At 60.9% G+C, this 14,979-nt stretch carries 16 protein-coding genes and 1 tRNA gene; 9 read left to right on the top strand and 8 right to left on the bottom strand.

Annotation, left to right across the window (positions count from 1 at the left end):
• Positions 1–29 precede the first annotated feature (29 nt).
• Both J0F90_RS01740 and orn read right to left on the bottom strand, forming a co-directional pair.
• Positions 30–105, bottom strand: a tRNA-Gly gene (locus J0F90_RS01740).
• Between the two features lie 192 nt (positions 106–297).
• Positions 298–843 carry an oligoribonuclease gene (gene orn / locus J0F90_RS01735; protein WP_004929689.1) on the bottom strand — a complete coding sequence of 182 codons (546 nt, stop codon included), beginning with the start codon at positions 841–843 and terminating at the stop codon, positions 298–300.
• 245 nt (positions 844–1,088) lie between these two features.
• Here orn and rsgA point away from each other — a divergent pair, with 245 nt between their 5' ends.
• The 3 genes from rsgA to mscM all read left to right on the top strand — a co-directional run bounded on the left by rsgA (position 1,089) and on the right by mscM (position 6,469).
• Positions 1,089–2,138, top strand: a complete 1,050-nt coding sequence (rsgA, locus tag J0F90_RS01730; protein WP_033638924.1) for a small ribosomal subunit biogenesis GTPase RsgA — start codon at positions 1,089–1,091, stop codon at positions 2,136–2,138.
• Positions 2,139–2,214: 76 nt separating this feature from the next.
• Positions 2,215–3,108: an archaetidylserine decarboxylase gene (asd, locus tag J0F90_RS01725; protein WP_028127565.1), complete on the top strand. Its 894-nt coding sequence runs from the start codon at positions 2,215–2,217 to the stop codon at positions 3,106–3,108.
• Between the two features lie 13 nt (positions 3,109–3,121).
• Positions 3,122–6,469, top strand: coding sequence for a miniconductance mechanosensitive channel MscM (gene mscM / locus J0F90_RS01720; protein ID WP_033638925.1), 3,348 nt, complete (start codon positions 3,122–3,124; stop codon positions 6,467–6,469).
• Between the two features lie 68 nt (positions 6,470–6,537).
• On the opposite strand, the gene epmA is transcribed toward mscM, so the two are convergent.
• Positions 6,538–7,515 (bottom strand): elongation factor P--(R)-beta-lysine ligase, encoded by a 978-nt coding sequence (epmA, locus tag J0F90_RS01715; RefSeq protein ID WP_028127564.1) that lies wholly within the window; start codon positions 7,513–7,515, stop codon positions 6,538–6,540.
• A gap of 385 nt (positions 7,516–7,900) precedes the next feature.
• On the opposite strand from epmA, the gene frdA reads away from it, so the two are divergent.
• The 5 genes from frdA (at position 7,901) to blc (ending at position 11,821) form a co-directional block, all read left to right on the top strand.
• Entirely contained in the window at positions 7,901–9,697 is a 1,797-nt protein-coding gene (gene frdA, locus J0F90_RS01710) for a fumarate reductase (quinol) flavoprotein subunit (RefSeq protein ID WP_033638926.1), read from the top strand.
• On the top strand, positions 9,690–10,424 hold the full coding sequence (locus J0F90_RS01705) for a succinate dehydrogenase/fumarate reductase iron-sulfur subunit (RefSeq protein WP_004929676.1): 735 nt from the start codon (positions 9,690–9,692) through the stop codon (positions 10,422–10,424). Before frdA ends, J0F90_RS01705 begins: the two co-directional genes overlap by 8 nt.
• Positions 10,425–10,438: 14 nt before the next feature.
• Complete coding sequence (frdC, locus tag J0F90_RS01700) at positions 10,439–10,831, top strand: fumarate reductase subunit FrdC (RefSeq protein ID WP_025305010.1); 393 nt, start codon at positions 10,439–10,441, stop codon at positions 10,829–10,831.
• 12 nt (positions 10,832–10,843) lie between these two features.
• Complete coding sequence (gene frdD / locus J0F90_RS01695) at positions 10,844–11,203, top strand: fumarate reductase subunit FrdD (RefSeq protein WP_004929672.1); 360 nt, start codon at positions 10,844–10,846, stop codon at positions 11,201–11,203.
• An 84-nt stretch (positions 11,204–11,287) separates the two neighbouring features.
• The gene (gene blc, locus J0F90_RS01690; RefSeq protein ID WP_033638927.1) at positions 11,288–11,821 is read left to right on the top strand and encodes an outer membrane lipoprotein Blc; all 534 of its coding nucleotides are present in this window, start codon (positions 11,288–11,290) and stop codon (positions 11,819–11,821) included.
• On the opposite strand, the gene sugE is transcribed toward blc, so the two are convergent.
• The 4 genes from sugE to efp form a co-directional block, all read right to left on the bottom strand.
• The gene (gene sugE / locus J0F90_RS01685; protein ID WP_004929669.1) at positions 11,815–12,132 is read right to left on the bottom strand and encodes a quaternary ammonium compound efflux SMR transporter SugE; all 318 of its coding nucleotides are present in this window, start codon (positions 12,130–12,132) and stop codon (positions 11,815–11,817) included. The two genes, blc and sugE, sit on opposite strands and share 7 nt — an antisense overlap.
• A gap of 192 nt (positions 12,133–12,324) precedes the next feature.
• Positions 12,325–12,456 carry an entericidin A/B family lipoprotein gene (locus J0F90_RS01680; RefSeq protein ID WP_004929668.1) on the bottom strand — a complete coding sequence of 44 codons (132 nt, stop codon included), beginning with the start codon at positions 12,454–12,456 and terminating at the stop codon, positions 12,325–12,327.
• 120 nt (positions 12,457–12,576) lie between these two features.
• Positions 12,577–12,708, bottom strand: coding sequence for an entericidin A/B family lipoprotein (locus J0F90_RS01675; protein WP_004929667.1), 132 nt, complete (start codon positions 12,706–12,708; stop codon positions 12,577–12,579).
• A 70-nt stretch (positions 12,709–12,778) separates the two neighbouring features.
• Positions 12,779–13,345, bottom strand: coding sequence for an elongation factor P (gene efp, locus J0F90_RS01670; RefSeq protein ID WP_004929666.1), 567 nt, complete (start codon positions 13,343–13,345; stop codon positions 12,779–12,781).
• Between the two features lie 42 nt (positions 13,346–13,387).
• Between efp and epmB the strand changes: the two genes are divergently transcribed.
• Entirely contained in the window at positions 13,388–14,416 is a 1,029-nt protein-coding gene (gene epmB, locus J0F90_RS01665; RefSeq protein ID WP_028127561.1) for an EF-P beta-lysylation protein EpmB, read from the top strand.
• An 88-nt stretch (positions 14,417–14,504) separates the two neighbouring features.
• On the opposite strand, the gene J0F90_RS01660 is transcribed toward epmB, so the two are convergent.
• Positions 14,505–14,849, bottom strand: coding sequence for a DUF4156 domain-containing protein (locus J0F90_RS01660; RefSeq protein ID WP_025305007.1), 345 nt, complete (start codon positions 14,847–14,849; stop codon positions 14,505–14,507).
• Positions 14,850–14,979: the final 130 nt, after the last annotated feature.

The following is a 14,979-nucleotide window of genomic DNA, read 5'->3' as shown; positions in this document are numbered from 1 at the left end:
ATCATGCCGCATCGCGACATTGTTGAATTTGGAGCGGGAAACGAGACTCGAACTCGCGACCCCGACCTTGGCAAGGTCGTGCTCTACCAACTGAGCTATTCCCGCCCGGCGTATCGATGGTGGAACGTTACGAAATTCTTCATCGGTACGGGGTGCGCATTATACGAGAAATCCTTTTTGCCGCAAGCCCCTGAAAGCAAAAAAACGCGATTTTTGTTTGATTGCCGATTAAAGCGCCAGATTGGCGAATTAAGCGGCTAAAAACGCCGTTTTTTCCCCGCAGGGGCCGCCATCACCTTAAAGCTGAATGAAATGTTCGCGGTAATAAGCCAGTTCGGCCACCGATTCGCGGATGTCATCCAGCGCCTGATGGGTGCCCTGCTTCTTAAAGCCGCCGAGAATTTCCGGCTTCCAACGGCGCGCCAGTTCCTTCAGCGTGCTGACGTCCAGATAGCGGTAATGGAAGTAGGCCTCCAGCTCGGGCATATAGCGGAACAGGAAACGGCGATCCTGGCCCACGCTGTTGCCGCAAATCGGCGATTTGCCGGCCGGCACCCATTGCTGCAGGAAGGCGATGGTTTCCAGCTCGGCGGCGCGATCGTCCTGGCGGCTGGCTTTCACCCGCTCCACCAGCCCGCTGCCGGTATGGGTGCGCACGTTCCACTCGTCCATCAAGGCCAGCTGCTCGTCGGATTGGTGCACGGCGATCACCGGCCCTTCCGCCAGGATGTTCAGATTGGCGTCGGTGACCAGCGTGGCGATCTCAATAATGCGGTCACGCTCGGGATCCAGCCCGGTCATCTCCAAATCGATCCAAATCAGGTTATTTTCGTTTCCTGTCATGATGTTTCCTGCCTAAAAGCCGAGAGAAAAACGCTGTGCGGACGAAACGACGGGCGCCGCCGGTGGCAACGCGCCGCAGCCGGCGGCTAACAACGGTTATTTAATATAAAATAGCGTGTATCATAGTCTTTTTGGTCGCCTTGGGCGACATATACCCTGACGGGTTCAAGGCTGCGCCCGGGGCTAGTCCCTCGCCGCAGCTGTGCGTATACGTAAAGGTATAAAACCGATTCAAGTGAGGCGCAGTGAGTAAGAACAAACTGTCCAAAGGTCAGCAACGCCGCGTGCAGGCGAACCATCAGCGCCGTCTGAAGCGCGCCGATAACAAACCGGAACCGGATGATTCCCAGCTGGGCGAGCCGCAGGAAGGCGTCGTCATCAGCCGTTTCGGCATGCACGCCGACGTTGAGGCGCCGGATGGCACTCAGCACCGCTGCAACATCCGCCGCACGCTGCGTTCGCTGGTCACCGGCGATCGCGTGGTGTGGCGCCCCGGCCTGGGCGCCCATGAAGGGGTGAAGGGCATTGTGGAAGCGGTGCACGAGCGCACCTCGGTGCTGACGCGCCCGGACTTCTACGACGGCGTGAAGCCGATCGCCGCCAATATCAATCAGATCGTCATCGTGTCGGCGATCCTGCCCGAGCTGTCGCTGAACATCATCGACCGCTATCTGGTGGCCTGCGAAACGCTCGAAGTCGAGCCGCTGATCGTGCTCAACAAAATTGACCTGCTGGACGCCGAAGCGCGCAAGCTGGTCGACGGCATGATGGATATCTATCGCAAGATTGGCTACCGGGTGCTGGAAGTCTCCAGCCAGACGCGGGAAGGCATGGCGGAATTCGAACAGGCGCTGGCCGGGCGCATCAGCATCTTCGCCGGCCAGTCGGGGGTAGGCAAATCCAGCCTGCTGAACGCGCTGTTGCCGCCGTCTGAAGAGCAAATTCTGGTAAATCAGGTTTCCGACGTATCGGGCCTCGGGCAACATACCACCACCGCCGCGCGGCTGTACCACTTCCAGCATGGCGGCGACGTGATCGACTCCCCCGGAGTGCGCGAGTTTGGCCTGTGGCACCTGGAGCCGGAACAAATCACCCGCGGCTTTGTCGAATTCCGTGATTATTTAGGCGGTTGCAAATTCCGCGACTGCCGCCACGATACCGATCCCGGCTGCGCCATCCGCGCGGCGATGGAGAAAGGCGACATCGCGGAAGAGCGTTTCGACAATTACCACCGCATTCTGGAAAGCATGGCTCAGGTGAAGGTTCGCAAGAACTTCACGGACGCCGCAGACTGACACTGACGGGCGAGCATTGACGACGGCGAGGCCCTCGTTACAATGCGCGCCCTTTACCCTGATTCACGAGGTTAACGTGCTGGATAGCATCAAGATTAAACTGCAATATTGGCTGCCGAAGCTGGCGCTGACCCGCCTGGCGGGCTGGGGCGCCGACAAACGGGCCGGCTGGCTGACCCAACTGGTGGTCAAAACCTTCGCCCGCTACTACCGCGTGGACATGCAGGAAGCGCAAAACCCGGACCTGGCGTCTTACGCCACCTTCAACGACTTCTTCGTGCGCCCGCTGCGCGATGGCGCGCGCCCGATCATCGCCGACGCCAACTGGCTGGCGCTGCCTGCCGATGGCGCCATCAGCCAGCTCGGCCCGATCCGCGAGGACCAAATCTTCCAGGCCAAAGGCCACCACTACAGCCTGGAAGCGCTGCTGGCCGGCAACTACCTGTTGGCCGAGCCGTTCCGCAACGGCCTGTTCGCCACTACCTACCTGGCGCCGCGCGACTATCACCGCGTACACATGCCGTGCGCCGGCGTACTGCGCGAAATGATCTATGTGCCGGGCGATCTGTTCTCGGTCAACCCGCTCACCGCCGCCAACGTGCCTAACCTGTTCGCTCGCAACGAGCGCGTGATCTGCGTCTTCGACACTGACATCGGGCCGATGGTGCAAATCCTGGTCGGCGCCACCATCGTCGGCAGCATCGAAACCGTCTGGGCCGGCACCGTCACGCCGCCGCGCGAAGGCATCATCAAACGCTGGACCTACCCGGCCGCCGGCGAAGAAGGCGCCATCGCGCTGGAAAAAGGCGCCGAAATGGGCCGTTTCAAACTCGGCTCCACGGTGATCAACCTGTTTACCGCAGGCAGCGTGCAGTTCGCGCCGCAGCTGCATAACGGCACCGTCACCCGCATGGGTGAAGCCTTCGCCGAAATCCCGGCCGCCGCTGAAACACCACAGACCCCGATCTAAAGGAATCGACGCCGTGCGCCTTTTCATCACGCTTTTGCTCGGTTGCCTGCTGTGGCAACCGGCGCTGGCCGCCCCCGTGCCGACCGAGACCCAGCTCAAACAGGAGCTGAAGCAGGCGGAAAGCAGCAAAAACGCGCCGAATCAGGCGGAAACCACCGAGGCGCTGCAAAGCGCCCTCAACTGGCTGACGGAGCGCAAAGAGTCGCAGACTCGCTCCGAGCAGTATCAGAGAGTGATCGACGATTTCCCGAAGATGACGCAGGAACTGCGCCGTCAATTGGTGCTGGAAAGCAACAAGATCCTGCCGAACGGCGACGATCTGCCGGCCGCCGAGCTGGAACAGCAGATCCTGCAAACCAGCAGCCTGCTGCTGGAACAGGCGCGCCTGCTGCAGCAAGAGCAGGATCGCACGCGGGAAATCAGCGATTCGCTCGGCCAGCTGCCGCAGCAGCAGACCGACGCCCGCCGTGCGCTGACGGAAGTGCAGCGCCGCCTGCAGGCGCAGCCCGCCAACCCAACCACGCCGTATGCGCAGGCCGCCCTGGCCCTGCTGCAGGCCGAAGCCGCGGCGCGCAAAGCCAAAGTGGACGAGCTGGAGCTGGCGCAGCTGTCGGCCAACAACCGTCAGGAGCTGGCGCGCATGCGCGCCGAGGTCTATAAAAAGCGCCACGAGAAAATAGACGTTCAGCTGCAGGCGCTGCGCAACAACCTCAACGCCCAACGCCAACGCGAAGCGGAGCTGGCGCTGGAAAAAACCGAGCAGTTGGCCGAGCAGAACGGCGATTTGCCAAGAAGCATCAGCCAGCAGCTGCAGATCAACCGCGAACTGTCCGCCGCGCTGAACAGCCAGGCGCAGCGCATGGATCTGATTTCGTCGCAGCAGCGGCAGGCGGCGGCGCAGACGCTGCAGGTGCGCCAGGCGCTGAGCACCATCATCGAACAGGCCCAATGGCTCGGCTCGTCGTCGGCGCTGGGGGAAACCCTGCGCGCCCAGGTGGCGACACTGCCGGAAATGCCCAAGCCGCAACAGCTGGACGGCGACATGGCCCAGCTGCGCGTGCAGCGCCTGCAGTTTGAAAACCAGCTGGAAAAACTGTCGCAGCGCGAATTCAAGCGCGACGACGGCAGCGCGCTGACCAACCAGGAGCAGCGCATCGTCGATGCCCAGCTGCGCACCCAGCGCGAACTGCTCAACTCGTTGCTGTCCGGTTGCGACACCCAAATCCTCGAGCTGACCAAGCTGAAGGTGGCCAACACCCAGCTGATCGAAGCGTTGAACGAGATCCGCGACGCCACCCACCGCTATCTGTTCTGGGTGCCGGACGTCAATCCGATCAACTTCTCTTATCCGCTCAACGTGGCGCACGATCTGACCCGCGTCCTGTCGCTGGACACGCTGTCGCAGCTCGGTGGCGCCTTCATGATGATGGTGACCAGCCGCGAAACGCTGATCCCGATCTTCGGCGCCCTGCTGCTGGTGATTTTCAGCATCAGTTCGCGCAAGCACTATCACGCCTTCCTCGAGCGCGCCAGCAGCCGCGTCGGCAAGGTGACGCAGGACGAATTCTTCCTGACGGTGCGCACCGTATTCTGGTCGATTCTGGTGGCGATGCCGCTGCCGGTGCTGTGGGCCGCCCTCGGTTATGGCCTGCAGAGCGCCTGGAACTACCCGGTGGCGGAAGCGATCGGCAAAGGGGTGACCGCCACGCTGCCGATCCTGTGGATCTGCATGATCTGCGCCGCCTTCGCCCACCCGCAGGGGCTGTTCATCGTGCACTTCCGCTGGCCGGCGAAGCAGGTTTCGCGCGCCATGCGCTACTACAAGATGTCGATCTGGCTGATCGTGCCGCTGATCATGGCGCTGATCACCTTCGATAGCCTGAAAGAACGCGAGTTCGCCAACACCCTGGGGCGGCTGTGCTTTATCCTGCTGTGTCTGGCGCTGGCGCTGGTCACCCACAGCCTGAAACGCGCCGGCATTCCGCTGTATCTGGATAAAAACGGCTCCGGCGACAACATGCTCAACAGCGCCTTCTGGGGGCTGTTGCTGTCGGCGCCGCTGCTGGCGGCGCTGGCGTCGACCGTCGGTTACCTCACCACCGCGCAGGCGCTGTTGGCGCGCCTGGAAACCTCGGTGGCGATCTGGTTCCTGCTGCTGGTCATCTACCACATCATCCGCCGCTGGATGCTGATCCAACGGCGGCGCATCGCTTTCGATCGCGCCAAACAGCGCCGCGCCGACATCCTGGCCCAGCGTGCCCGCGGCGAAGACGAAACCTCGCACACCCCGAACAGCACCGAAGGCGCCATCGATCCGGACGATTCGGACTTCGATCTGGACACCATCAGCGCCCAGTCGCTGCGGCTGGTGCGATCGATCCTGACGCTGATCGCGCTGGTGTCGGTGATCGTGCTGTGGTCCGAGATCCACTCCGCGTTCGCCTTCCTGGAAAACATTTCGCTGTGGGACGTGACTTCGACGGTCAACGGCGTGGAGACCGCCCATCCGATCACCCTCGGCGCGGTGCTGATCGCCATTCTGGTGCTGATCATCACCATGCAGCTGGTGCGCAACCTGCCGGCGCTGCTGGAGCTGGCGGTGCTGCAGCACCTGGATCTGTCGCCGGGCACCGGCTACGCCATCACCACCATCACCAAGTACTTGCTGCTGCTGTTCGGCGCGGTGCTCAGCTTCGCCTGGATCGGCATCGAATGGTCAAAACTGCAGTGGGTGGTTACCGCGCTCAGTCTGGGGTTGGGCTTCGGCATGCAGGAGATCTTCTCCAACTTCATCTCCGGCCTGATCATCCTGTTCGAGAAACCGATCCGCATCGGCGACACCGTGACGATCCGCAACCTGACCGGCACCGTCACCAAGATCAACACCCGCGCCACCACCATTTCGGACTGGGATCGCAAAGAGATCATCGTGCCGAACAAAGCGTTCATCACCGAACAGTTCGTCAACTGGTCGCTGTCGGATACCCTAACCCGCGTGGTGCTGACCGTACCGGCGCCGGGCGAAGCCAACAGCGAAGAAGTGACCAAGATCCTGATGAACGCCGCCGAGCGCTGCTCGCTGGTGCTGGATAACCCGGCGCCGGAGGTTTACCTGGTCGATCTGCAGCAGGGCATCCAGATCTTCGAGATGCGTATTTACGCCGCCGAGATGGGCCACCGCATGCCGCTGCGCCATGAGATCCACCAGCTGATCCTGGCGGGTTATCGCGAGCACGGCATCACGCTGCCGTACCCGCCGTTCCAGGTGCGCACCGAGACGCTGTCGCGGTTGACCAACAACGGCCGCACGCCTCCGTCTACGCCGGCGCCGAACACCAAGCGTGACGCCGGGGGGCTGTAAGCGTTTCCCGCAATAAAAAAAGGGCCGGCAAATGCCGACCCTTTTTGCTTTTCTCACCGCCTGAAACGTCAGGCGATCCCGACCGGGAAGGCTAAGACTTCGCTCAGGCTCTCGGCGCCCAACGCCAGCATCACCAGACGATCCACGCCCAGCGCCACGCCGGAACATTCCGGCATGCCGTGCTGCAATGCCGCCAACAGGCGGTAATCGATCGGCTGCTGCGGCAGGCCGCGCTCCGCGCGTTTGCGGTTGTCCTGCTCGAAGCGCTGCTGTTGTTCACGGCCGTCGGTCAGCTCGCGGAAACCGTTCGCCAGCTCAATGCCCTTAAAATACACCTCGAAGCGCTCCGCCACGCGGTGGTCTTCGGTGCTGATCTCCGCCAACGCCGCCTGGCTGGCCGGGAAGTGGTAAACGAACGCCGGCTTTTCACGGCCGATATGCGGTTCCACGCCCACGGTGAACAGCAGCTGCAGCAGCGTATCGCGATCTTCTTCGGTATCGGCGATGTTGCTCAGATCGAGTTTGGCCGCCGCTTCACGCAGTTGCGCCTTCTCCGCCGACAGCGGATCGATGTCCAGATGGCGCAGGAACGCCTGCTGATAGGACAGGGTCTCCGCGCTCTCGCAGTCCAGCACCTGTTGCAGCAGATCGTCCACCTCATTCATCAGGCGGTACATGTCGTAGTGCGGACGGTACCACTCCAGCATGGTGAATTCCGGGTTGTGATGCCGCCCGGCTTCTTCATTGCGGAAGCTGCGCCCCATTTGGTAGATCGGGCCGCTGCCCGCCGCCAGCAGGCGCTTCATGTGATATTCCGGGCTGGTCATCATGTATAGCGTCAGGCCCTCTGCCGCCCCCGGCCCGACGAAACGCGTCTCGAACGGGAACAGGTGAACGTCGGTGACCGTCGCCTGGCTCATGGTGGGCGTCTCAACTTCCAGCACGCCACGATCGGCGAAGAAACGCCGGATCTCAGCCAGAATCGCTGCGCGTTTCAACAAATTGGCGATGGGTGCACTAGGCTGCCAGCTTGCCGTTTCGCTCATGGTAATTAACTCCGAAATCAAACAGGGGATGCAGTCTACTCGCATCCTTGCAGCCAAACAAATTCTTCACGATGCGCAACCGGCCAGAACGCCAATTTCCGACAAATGGGCGGCAAAAGCGCGTTAAAAAGGGTAAAGCACGCCGAACACGCGAAAAGGCAGGCAAGCCTGTTGGGCAAGCGTTAATCGACAAAACAATCGATCACATCAAATTTCGACTACTTAACTTTAGGTATAGTTAATTCCCCATTATTGGTGGGAGATATCTATCCTTAACCTTTAAGCAACATTAATCGGTTCAATTAGTTAGCACCCGAAGAGTTCGCTAAATTTTAAGCATAGATATTTAACTTGCCGTTCTTAACAAGAACATTGGAGGAATGCAGTGCAAACCTTTAACGCCGATCTTGCCATTATTGGGGCCGGGGGCGCTGGTTTACGTGCAGCAATAGCCGCAGCGGAAGCCAATCCCCAACTGAAAATCGCGCTGATCTCTAAGGTCTACCCGATGCGCAGCCACACGGTCGCCGCCGAGGGAGGCTCCGCCGCCGTCACTCAGGATCACGATACCTTCGACTACCACTTCCACGACACCGTCGCCGGCGGCGACTGGCTGTGCGAGCAGGACGTGGTCGATCACTTCGTGCATCAGTGCCCGCGCGAGATGACCCAGCTCGAGCAGTGGGGCTGCCCGTGGAGCCGCAAACCGGACGGCTCAGTCAACGTGCGGCGCTTCGGCGGCATGAAGATCGAACGCACCTGGTTCGCCGCCGACAAGACCGGCTTCCACATGCTGCACACCCTGTTCCAGACCTCGCTGAAATACCCGCAAATTCAACGCTTCGACGAGCACTTCGTGCTGGATATCCTGGTGGATGACGGCCAGGCGCGCGGCCTGGTGGCGCTCAACATGATGGAAGGCACCCGCGTGCAGATCCGCGCCAACGCGGTGGTGATGGCCACCGGCGGCGCCGGGCGCGTTTACCGCTACAATACCAACGGCGGCATTGTGACCGGGGATGGCATGGGCATGGCGTTCCACCACGGCGTACCGCTGCGCGACATGGAGTTCGTGCAGTATCACCCGACCGGCCTGCCCGGTTCCGGCATCCTGATGACCGAGGGCTGCCGCGGCGAAGGCGGCATCCTGGTGAACAAGGATGGCTACCGCTACCTGCAAGACTACGGCATGGGCCCGGAAACCCCGCTGGGCGAACCGAAGAACAAATACATGGAGCTGGGCCCGCGCGACAAGGTGTCGCAGGCTTTCTGGCACGAATGGCGCGCAGGCCGCACCATCGCCACCCCGCGCGGCGACGTGGTTTACCTCGATCTGCGCCACCTGGGCGAGAAAAAGCTGCTGGAGCGGCTGCCGTTCATCTGCGAACTGGCCAAGGCCTACGTCGGCGTCGATCCGGTGAAAGATCCGATCCCGGTGCGCCCTACCGCGCACTACACCATGGGCGGCATTGAAACCGACCAGAACTGTGAAACCCGCATCAAGGGGCTGTTCGCGGTCGGCGAGTGCTCCTCCGTCGGCCTGCACGGCGCCAACCGCCTCGGCTCCAACTCGCTGGCGGAACTGGTGGTGTTCGGCCGCGTCGCCGGTGAGCACGCGGCGCGCCGCGCGCTGGAAACCGCGCCGGCCAACGGCAGCGCGCTGGATGCGCAAACCCGCGACGTCGAAACCCGCCTGAGCAACCTGATGAAGCAGGAAGGCAACGAAAACTGGGCGAAGATCCGCGACGAAATGGGGCTGTCGATGGAAGAAGGCTGCGGCATCTACCGCACGCCGGAGCTGATGCAAAAAACCATCGATAAGCTGGCCGAGCTGAAAGAGCGCTTCAAACGCGTCAACATCACCGACAACTCCAGCGTGTTCAATACCGATCTGCTGTACACCATCGAGCTGGGCTACGGCCTGGACGTCGCCGAATGTATGGCGCACTCCGCGTTTAACCGCAAAGAGTCGCGCGGCGCCCATCAGCGCCTGGACGAAGGCTGCACCGAGCGTGACGACGTCAACTTCCTCAAGCATACGCTGGCGTTCCATAACCCGCAGGGCGCGCCGCGTCTCGAATACAGCGACGTGAAAATCACCAAGCTGCCGCCGGCCAAACGCGTCTACGGCGCAGAAGCCGAAGCGCAGGAGAAAAAGAATAAGGAGCAGGCAAATGGCTGAGATGCAAACCCTGAAGATCGACGTCATGCGCTATAACCCGGAAAGCGACGCCGAACCGCATTTCGTCACTTACGCCGTGCCTTACGACGAACAGACCTCGCTGCTCGATGCGCTAGGCTATATCAAGGATAACCTGGCGCCGGATCTCTCCTACCGCTGGTCTTGCCGCATGGCGATCTGCGGCTCCTGCGGCATGATGGTCAACCGCGTGCCGAAGTTGGCGTGCAAAACCTTCCTGCGCGACTACGTCGGCGGCATGAAGGTCGAAGCGCTGGGCAACTTCCCGATCGAGCGCGATCTGGTGGTCGACATGACCCACTTCATCGAAAGCCTGGAGGCGATCAAACCGTACATCATCGGCAACGATCGCAAACCGGAGGATGGCCCGAACGTGCAGACCCCGGCGCAGATGGCCAAGTACCACCAGTTCTCCGGCTGCATCAACTGCGGCCTGTGCTACGCGGCGTGCCCGCAGTTCGGCCTCAACCCCGAGTTTATCGGCCCGGCGGCGATCACGCTGGCGCACCGCTATAACCTGGACAACCGCGACCACGGCAAGAAACAGCGCATGCCGCAGCTCAACGGCCAAAACGGCGTCTGGAGCTGCACCTTCGTCGGCTATTGCTCCGAAGTCTGTCCGAAACACGTCGATCCCGCCGCCGCTATCCAGCAAGGCAAGGTGGAGAGCGCCAAAGACTTCATGATCGCCATGTTGAAGCCGCAATAAGGGAGAAAATTGCCATGACAACTCAACGTAAGCCCTATGTGCGCACCATGACGCCCACCTGGTGGCAAAAGCTCGGCTTCTACCGTTTCTACATGCTGCGTGAAGGCACCTCGGTGCTGGCGGTCTGGTTCAGCATCGTGCTGCTCTACGGCGTGTTCGCGCTGAAGGGCGGCGCCGAGAGCTGGGCCGGCTTCGTCGGCTTCTTGCAGAACCCGCTGGTGCTGTTAATCAACGTCGTCGCCCTGCTGGCGGCGGCGCTGCACACCAAAACCTGGTTCGATCTGGCGCCGAAGGCCGCCAATATCGTGGTCAACAGCGAGAAAATGGGACCGGGCCCCATCGTGAAAGGGCTGTGGGCCGTCACGATCGTCGTCAGCGTGGTCATCCTGGCCGTGGCCCTGTTCTAATCCGGAGGAATCATGATAAATCAAGCACCTAAACGCTCCGACGAGCCGGTTTTCTGGGGATTGTTCGGCGCCGGCGGCATGTGGGGCGCGATTGTCGCGCCGGCCATCGTGCTGCTGGTCGGCATTCTGCTGCCGCTGGGGCTGTTCCCCGGTGAAGCGCTGGGTTATGAGCGCGTGCTGGCGTTCTGCCAGAGCCTCATAGGCCGTCTGTTCCTGCTGCTGATGATCATTCTGCCGCTGTGGTGCGGCCTGCACCGCATCCACCATGCGATGCACGATCTGAAGATCCACGTGCCAGCCGGCAAGTGGGTGTTCTACGGTCTGGCGGCGATACTCAGCGTCGTCACCGTCATCGGCGTCGTCACGCTGTAAACCGCTCAGGCGGCCAACGCCCGTTGGCCGCCCTTTTCTCATCGGCTACACTGTCTACTCGCCCCCGGTAAACAGGAGTCACCGATGCGTTTATGGTCAAAGCTTAGCGTCATGCTTTCCGCCCTGCTCTCCGTCGCCTGCAGCGTCTCCCCGCCTAAAGACATCAAGGTCGTGACCCCTTTCGACAGCCAGCGCTATCTCGGCACCTGGTATGAGATCGCTCGTCTGGATCATCGTTTTGAACGCGGTTTGCAGCAGGTGACCGCCCATTACGGCCCGCGTGCCGACGGCGGACTGAAAGTCATCAATCGCGGCTTCAATGCGCAAAAACAGCAATGGCAAGAAAGCGAAGGCAAAGCCTACTTTATCGGTTCACCGCAGGTCGCGGCGCTGAAAGTGTCGTTCTTCGGTCCCTTCTATGGCGGCTACAACGTGATAGCCCTGGATCCGGAATATCGCTACGCGCTGGTTTGCGGCCCTAACCGCGACTATCTGTGGATCCTGTCGCGCACGCCGACGCTTGACGCCAGCGTACGCGACCGTTTATTGCAGACAGCCAAGGGCTACGGTTTCGCCACCGATGCGCTGATCTGGGTGCAGCAGTCCGCCGATCAGTGACTGCTGAACTTCAGCCCGAGTATGCCGACCACGATCAGGCACAGGCTGATGATGCGCGCAATATTGGTCGATTCGCCCAACAACACCATGCCCATGATGGCCGCGCCCACCGCGCCGATGCCGGTCCACACCGCATAGGCGGTGCCGGCGGGCAGCGTTTTCATGGCGTTGGCCAACAGCAACATGCTGACCACCATTGCGGCGATGGTGATGATGCTCGGCGTCAGCCGGGTAAAACCGTGGGTGTATTTCAGACCGATAGCCCAAACCACTTCGAGCAAACCGGCGATAAGCAAAATAATCCAGGCCATGAGACGGCCTCCCTACCACTGGGGTCGTCCCCGATAAAATGACGCGTAAACGGGTCGTCCCGTTCAGCTGAGTGATGAATGGCGGGCAACCTCACCCGCACTGCGGCAGAATAGCAACAGCGTGAACGCGCAGGCAAGAGGTGGAAATGCGGCGGCCCTCCGCAGCGGGAACGCCGCCGGGTGGAGAACGGATTACTCCGCGCTGCGCTGAATGGCCTTGCCGCCGGCCTGAATGTCTTCACCCACGCCGCGGGTGGTGTTGCAGGCGGTCAGCGAGCTCAAAATCATCAAAGAGAAGATCGCGATAATACTTTTCTTCAGCATAAGAAAGTCCTTATTTGTCGTTGATGAAAAAGTACGGCTTTCTAAGCGTAGTCAAAATTGGCGCAGAGAGTGGAATCGCCACCGGCTTTGTGGCGCGAATACATCGGGTTAAGGGCCGGGTCAGCTGGCCGTGCGCGAAATGGCGCCGCCGAGATGCTGAACGTCTTCGCCGAAACCGCGAAACGTATTGCAACTGCTGAGGGAGAAAAGGAACAACAGGGAGAGCACGGCCAACAACGTTTTCTTGAACATGCGGATTTTCTGCCAACGAACGGGGATGGGGTAAAACAGAGGAACCGCCAGGGTTCCTCTGTTTTGAAACTTATTTAACGCGAGAGACGTATTCGCCAGAGCGAGTGTCAACCTTGATCACTTCGCCGATCTGGACGAACAACGGCACTTTCACCACGGCGCCGGTGCTCAGGGTCGCCGGCTTGCCGCCAGTCCCTGCGGTATCGCCTTTCAGGCCAGGATCGGTATCGGTGATTTCCGCTTCGATGAAGTTCGGCGGCTGAACGGCGATTGGACGGCCATCCCACAGGGTGATGATGCACTCTGCGTTATCCTGCAGCCATTTGGCCGCGTCACCGACGGTTTTGCCGTCAACCTGATGCTGTTCGAAAGACTCAGGGTGCATGAAGTGGTAGAACTCACCGTCGCTGTACAGGTAGTTCATGTTGGTGTCCATCACGTCTGCGCCTTCGCAAGAATCGGTAGACTTGAAGGTTTTTTCCACGCGGGTGCCGGTCAGCAGACGACGCATTTTCACGCGTGCAAACGCCTGGCCTTTGCCCGGCTTAACGAACTCACTGGCTTCGACGGCGTAAGGTTCGCCCTCGAACATGATTTTAAGACCCGGACGGAAATCGTTGCTAGAATAAGTCGCCATGATGGCCCTCTGAATATTTGAACTGGTAGCTTAGCCAAAAAAATGGCACACATTATAACCCAAAGTACGGCACATAGAGAAGATTGGTTGCATCAACTCGCCGATGTTATTACCGATCCCGATGAATTACTGCAGCTTTTGTCACTGAATACGCATCCGGAACTGCCGCAGGGGCGCGATGCCCGCCGGCTGTTTGCCCTGCGCGTGCCGCGCGCCTTCGCTGCGCGCATGCGCCCCGGCGATGCCAACGACCCGCTGCTGCGCCAGGTGCTGACCGCCAGAGAAGAGTTCATCAACGCCCCAGGGTTCACCACCGATCCGCTCGATGAGCAGCGCAGCGTGGTGCCGGGACTGCTGCACAAATACCGCAATCGCGCGCTGCTGCTGGTCAAAGGCGGCTGTGCGGTCAACTGCCGTTACTGCTTCCGCCGCCACTTCCCCTATCAGGATAATCAGGGCAACAAGAACAACTGGCGGCAGGCGCTGGATTATATCCGCCAACACCCGGAACTCGACGAGATCATTTTTTCCGGCGGCGACCCGCTGATGGCCAAAGACAGCGAGTTGGAGTGGCTGGTCGGCGAACTGGAGGCCATCCCGCACCTGAAACGCCTGCGCATTCACACCCGTCTGCCGGTGGTGATCCCGGCGCGCATTACGCCGGCGCTGTGCCGTCTGCTGTCAGCCTCGCGCCTGCAGGTGCTGATGGTCACGCACATCAACCACGCCAACGAAATCGACCGCGAGCTGCGGAGCGCCATGGCCCAGCTGCGCCTCGCCGGCGTCACGCTGCTCAACCAAAGCGTGCTGCTGCGCGACGTCAACGACGATGCCGACACGCTGGCGGCGCTCAGCAACGCGCTGTTCGACGCCGGCATCCTGCCCTACTATATCCACGTGCTGGACAAGGTGCAGGGCGCGGCGCACTTCATGGTCAGCGACGATGAAGCGCGCGTCATCATGCAGGCGCTGCTGAGCAAGGTGTCCGGTTATCTGGTGCCGCGCCTGACGCGTGAAGTGGGCGGCGAACCGAGCAAAACGCCGATCGACCTGCGCCTGATGCAGGAATGACGCGCGCCACATGGCCCGATGGAACGAAAAGAGGAATGCCGTGGCATTCCTCTTTTTTTATCTCTGTGCGGCGTTTGGCCTCAGCGCCTTACGGGCACTTGTAAACCTGGCCGACCATTTTGCTGTCCAGCGGCGCGAAGCTGGAGAGCAGGTTCTGGCTTGGGCTGTTGGCGCCGTAAATGACGTTGCCGCCCATCGCCGCCGCCTTGTTGCGCAGATCGTTGGCCGCACCGCGCATGGAGCTGCCCTCACCGCCGTTGCCGGACAGCCAGTTGCTCTGGGTGCCGGTCACTTCCCCCAGCAGCTGGCATTCCGCCGCCGGCTTGCTGTCGGTGAACTTGATCTGCTGACCCGCAGCGGTCAGTTCATGAGTGGTGCTGCAACCCGCCAGCAGCATCGCTGCCGAAAGACCCAGTAAGGCTTTAATCCGCATCTTGTTCCCCATTCGATGTTGAGAATTACGCAAAAGCTTATCAGAAAGCGATGCCATCTCTTAAGCATCCGTTGCCACGGCTAGCGGGCCAACGTCTTGAGCGACAGCTGATGACTTACCAGTTTACCAG

The sequence above is a fragment of the Serratia marcescens subsp. marcescens ATCC 13880 genome, from assembly GCF_017299535.1.
Classification (GTDB): Bacteria; Pseudomonadota; Gammaproteobacteria; order Enterobacterales; family Enterobacteriaceae; genus Serratia; species Serratia marcescens.
This window is presented reverse-complemented; position numbering and strand designations above follow the sequence as displayed.

What these genes read in the sequence shown, in the direction of transcription:
- J0F90_RS01680 (WP_004929668.1), bottom strand. Translation starts at nt 12,456, where the DNA reads ATGCTGAAGAAAAGTATTATCGCGATCTTCTCTTTGATGATTTTGAGC.
- blc (WP_033638927.1), top strand. Translation starts at nt 11,288, where the DNA reads ATGCGTTTATGGTCAAAGCTTAGCGTCATGCTTTCCGCCCTGCTCTCC.
- frdC (WP_025305010.1), top strand. Translation starts at nt 10,439, where the DNA reads ATGACAACTCAACGTAAGCCCTATGTGCGCACCATGACGCCCACCTGG.
- sugE (WP_004929669.1), bottom strand. Translation starts at nt 12,132, where the DNA reads ATGGCCTGGATTATTTTGCTTATCGCCGGTTTGCTCGAAGTGGTTTGG.
- J0F90_RS01675 (WP_004929667.1), bottom strand. Translation starts at nt 12,708, where the DNA reads ATGTTCAAGAAAACGTTGTTGGCCGTGCTCTCCCTGTTGTTCCTTTTC.
- epmB (WP_028127561.1), top strand. Translation starts at nt 13,388, where the DNA reads ATGGCACACATTATAACCCAAAGTACGGCACATAGAGAAGATTGGTTG.
- J0F90_RS01660 (WP_025305007.1), bottom strand. Translation starts at nt 14,849, where the DNA reads ATGCGGATTAAAGCCTTACTGGGTCTTTCGGCAGCGATGCTGCTGGCG.
- efp (WP_004929666.1), bottom strand. Translation starts at nt 13,345, where the DNA reads ATGGCGACTTATTCTAGCAACGATTTCCGTCCGGGTCTTAAAATCATG.
- epmA (WP_028127564.1), bottom strand. Translation starts at nt 7,515, where the DNA reads ATGAGCGAAACGGCAAGCTGGCAGCCTAGTGCACCCATCGCCAATTTG.
- J0F90_RS01705 (WP_004929676.1), top strand. Translation starts at nt 9,690, where the DNA reads ATGGCTGAGATGCAAACCCTGAAGATCGACGTCATGCGCTATAACCCG.
- orn (WP_004929689.1), bottom strand. Translation starts at nt 843, where the DNA reads ATGACAGGAAACGAAAATAACCTGATTTGGATCGATTTGGAGATGACC.
- frdD (WP_004929672.1), top strand. Translation starts at nt 10,844, where the DNA reads ATGATAAATCAAGCACCTAAACGCTCCGACGAGCCGGTTTTCTGGGGA.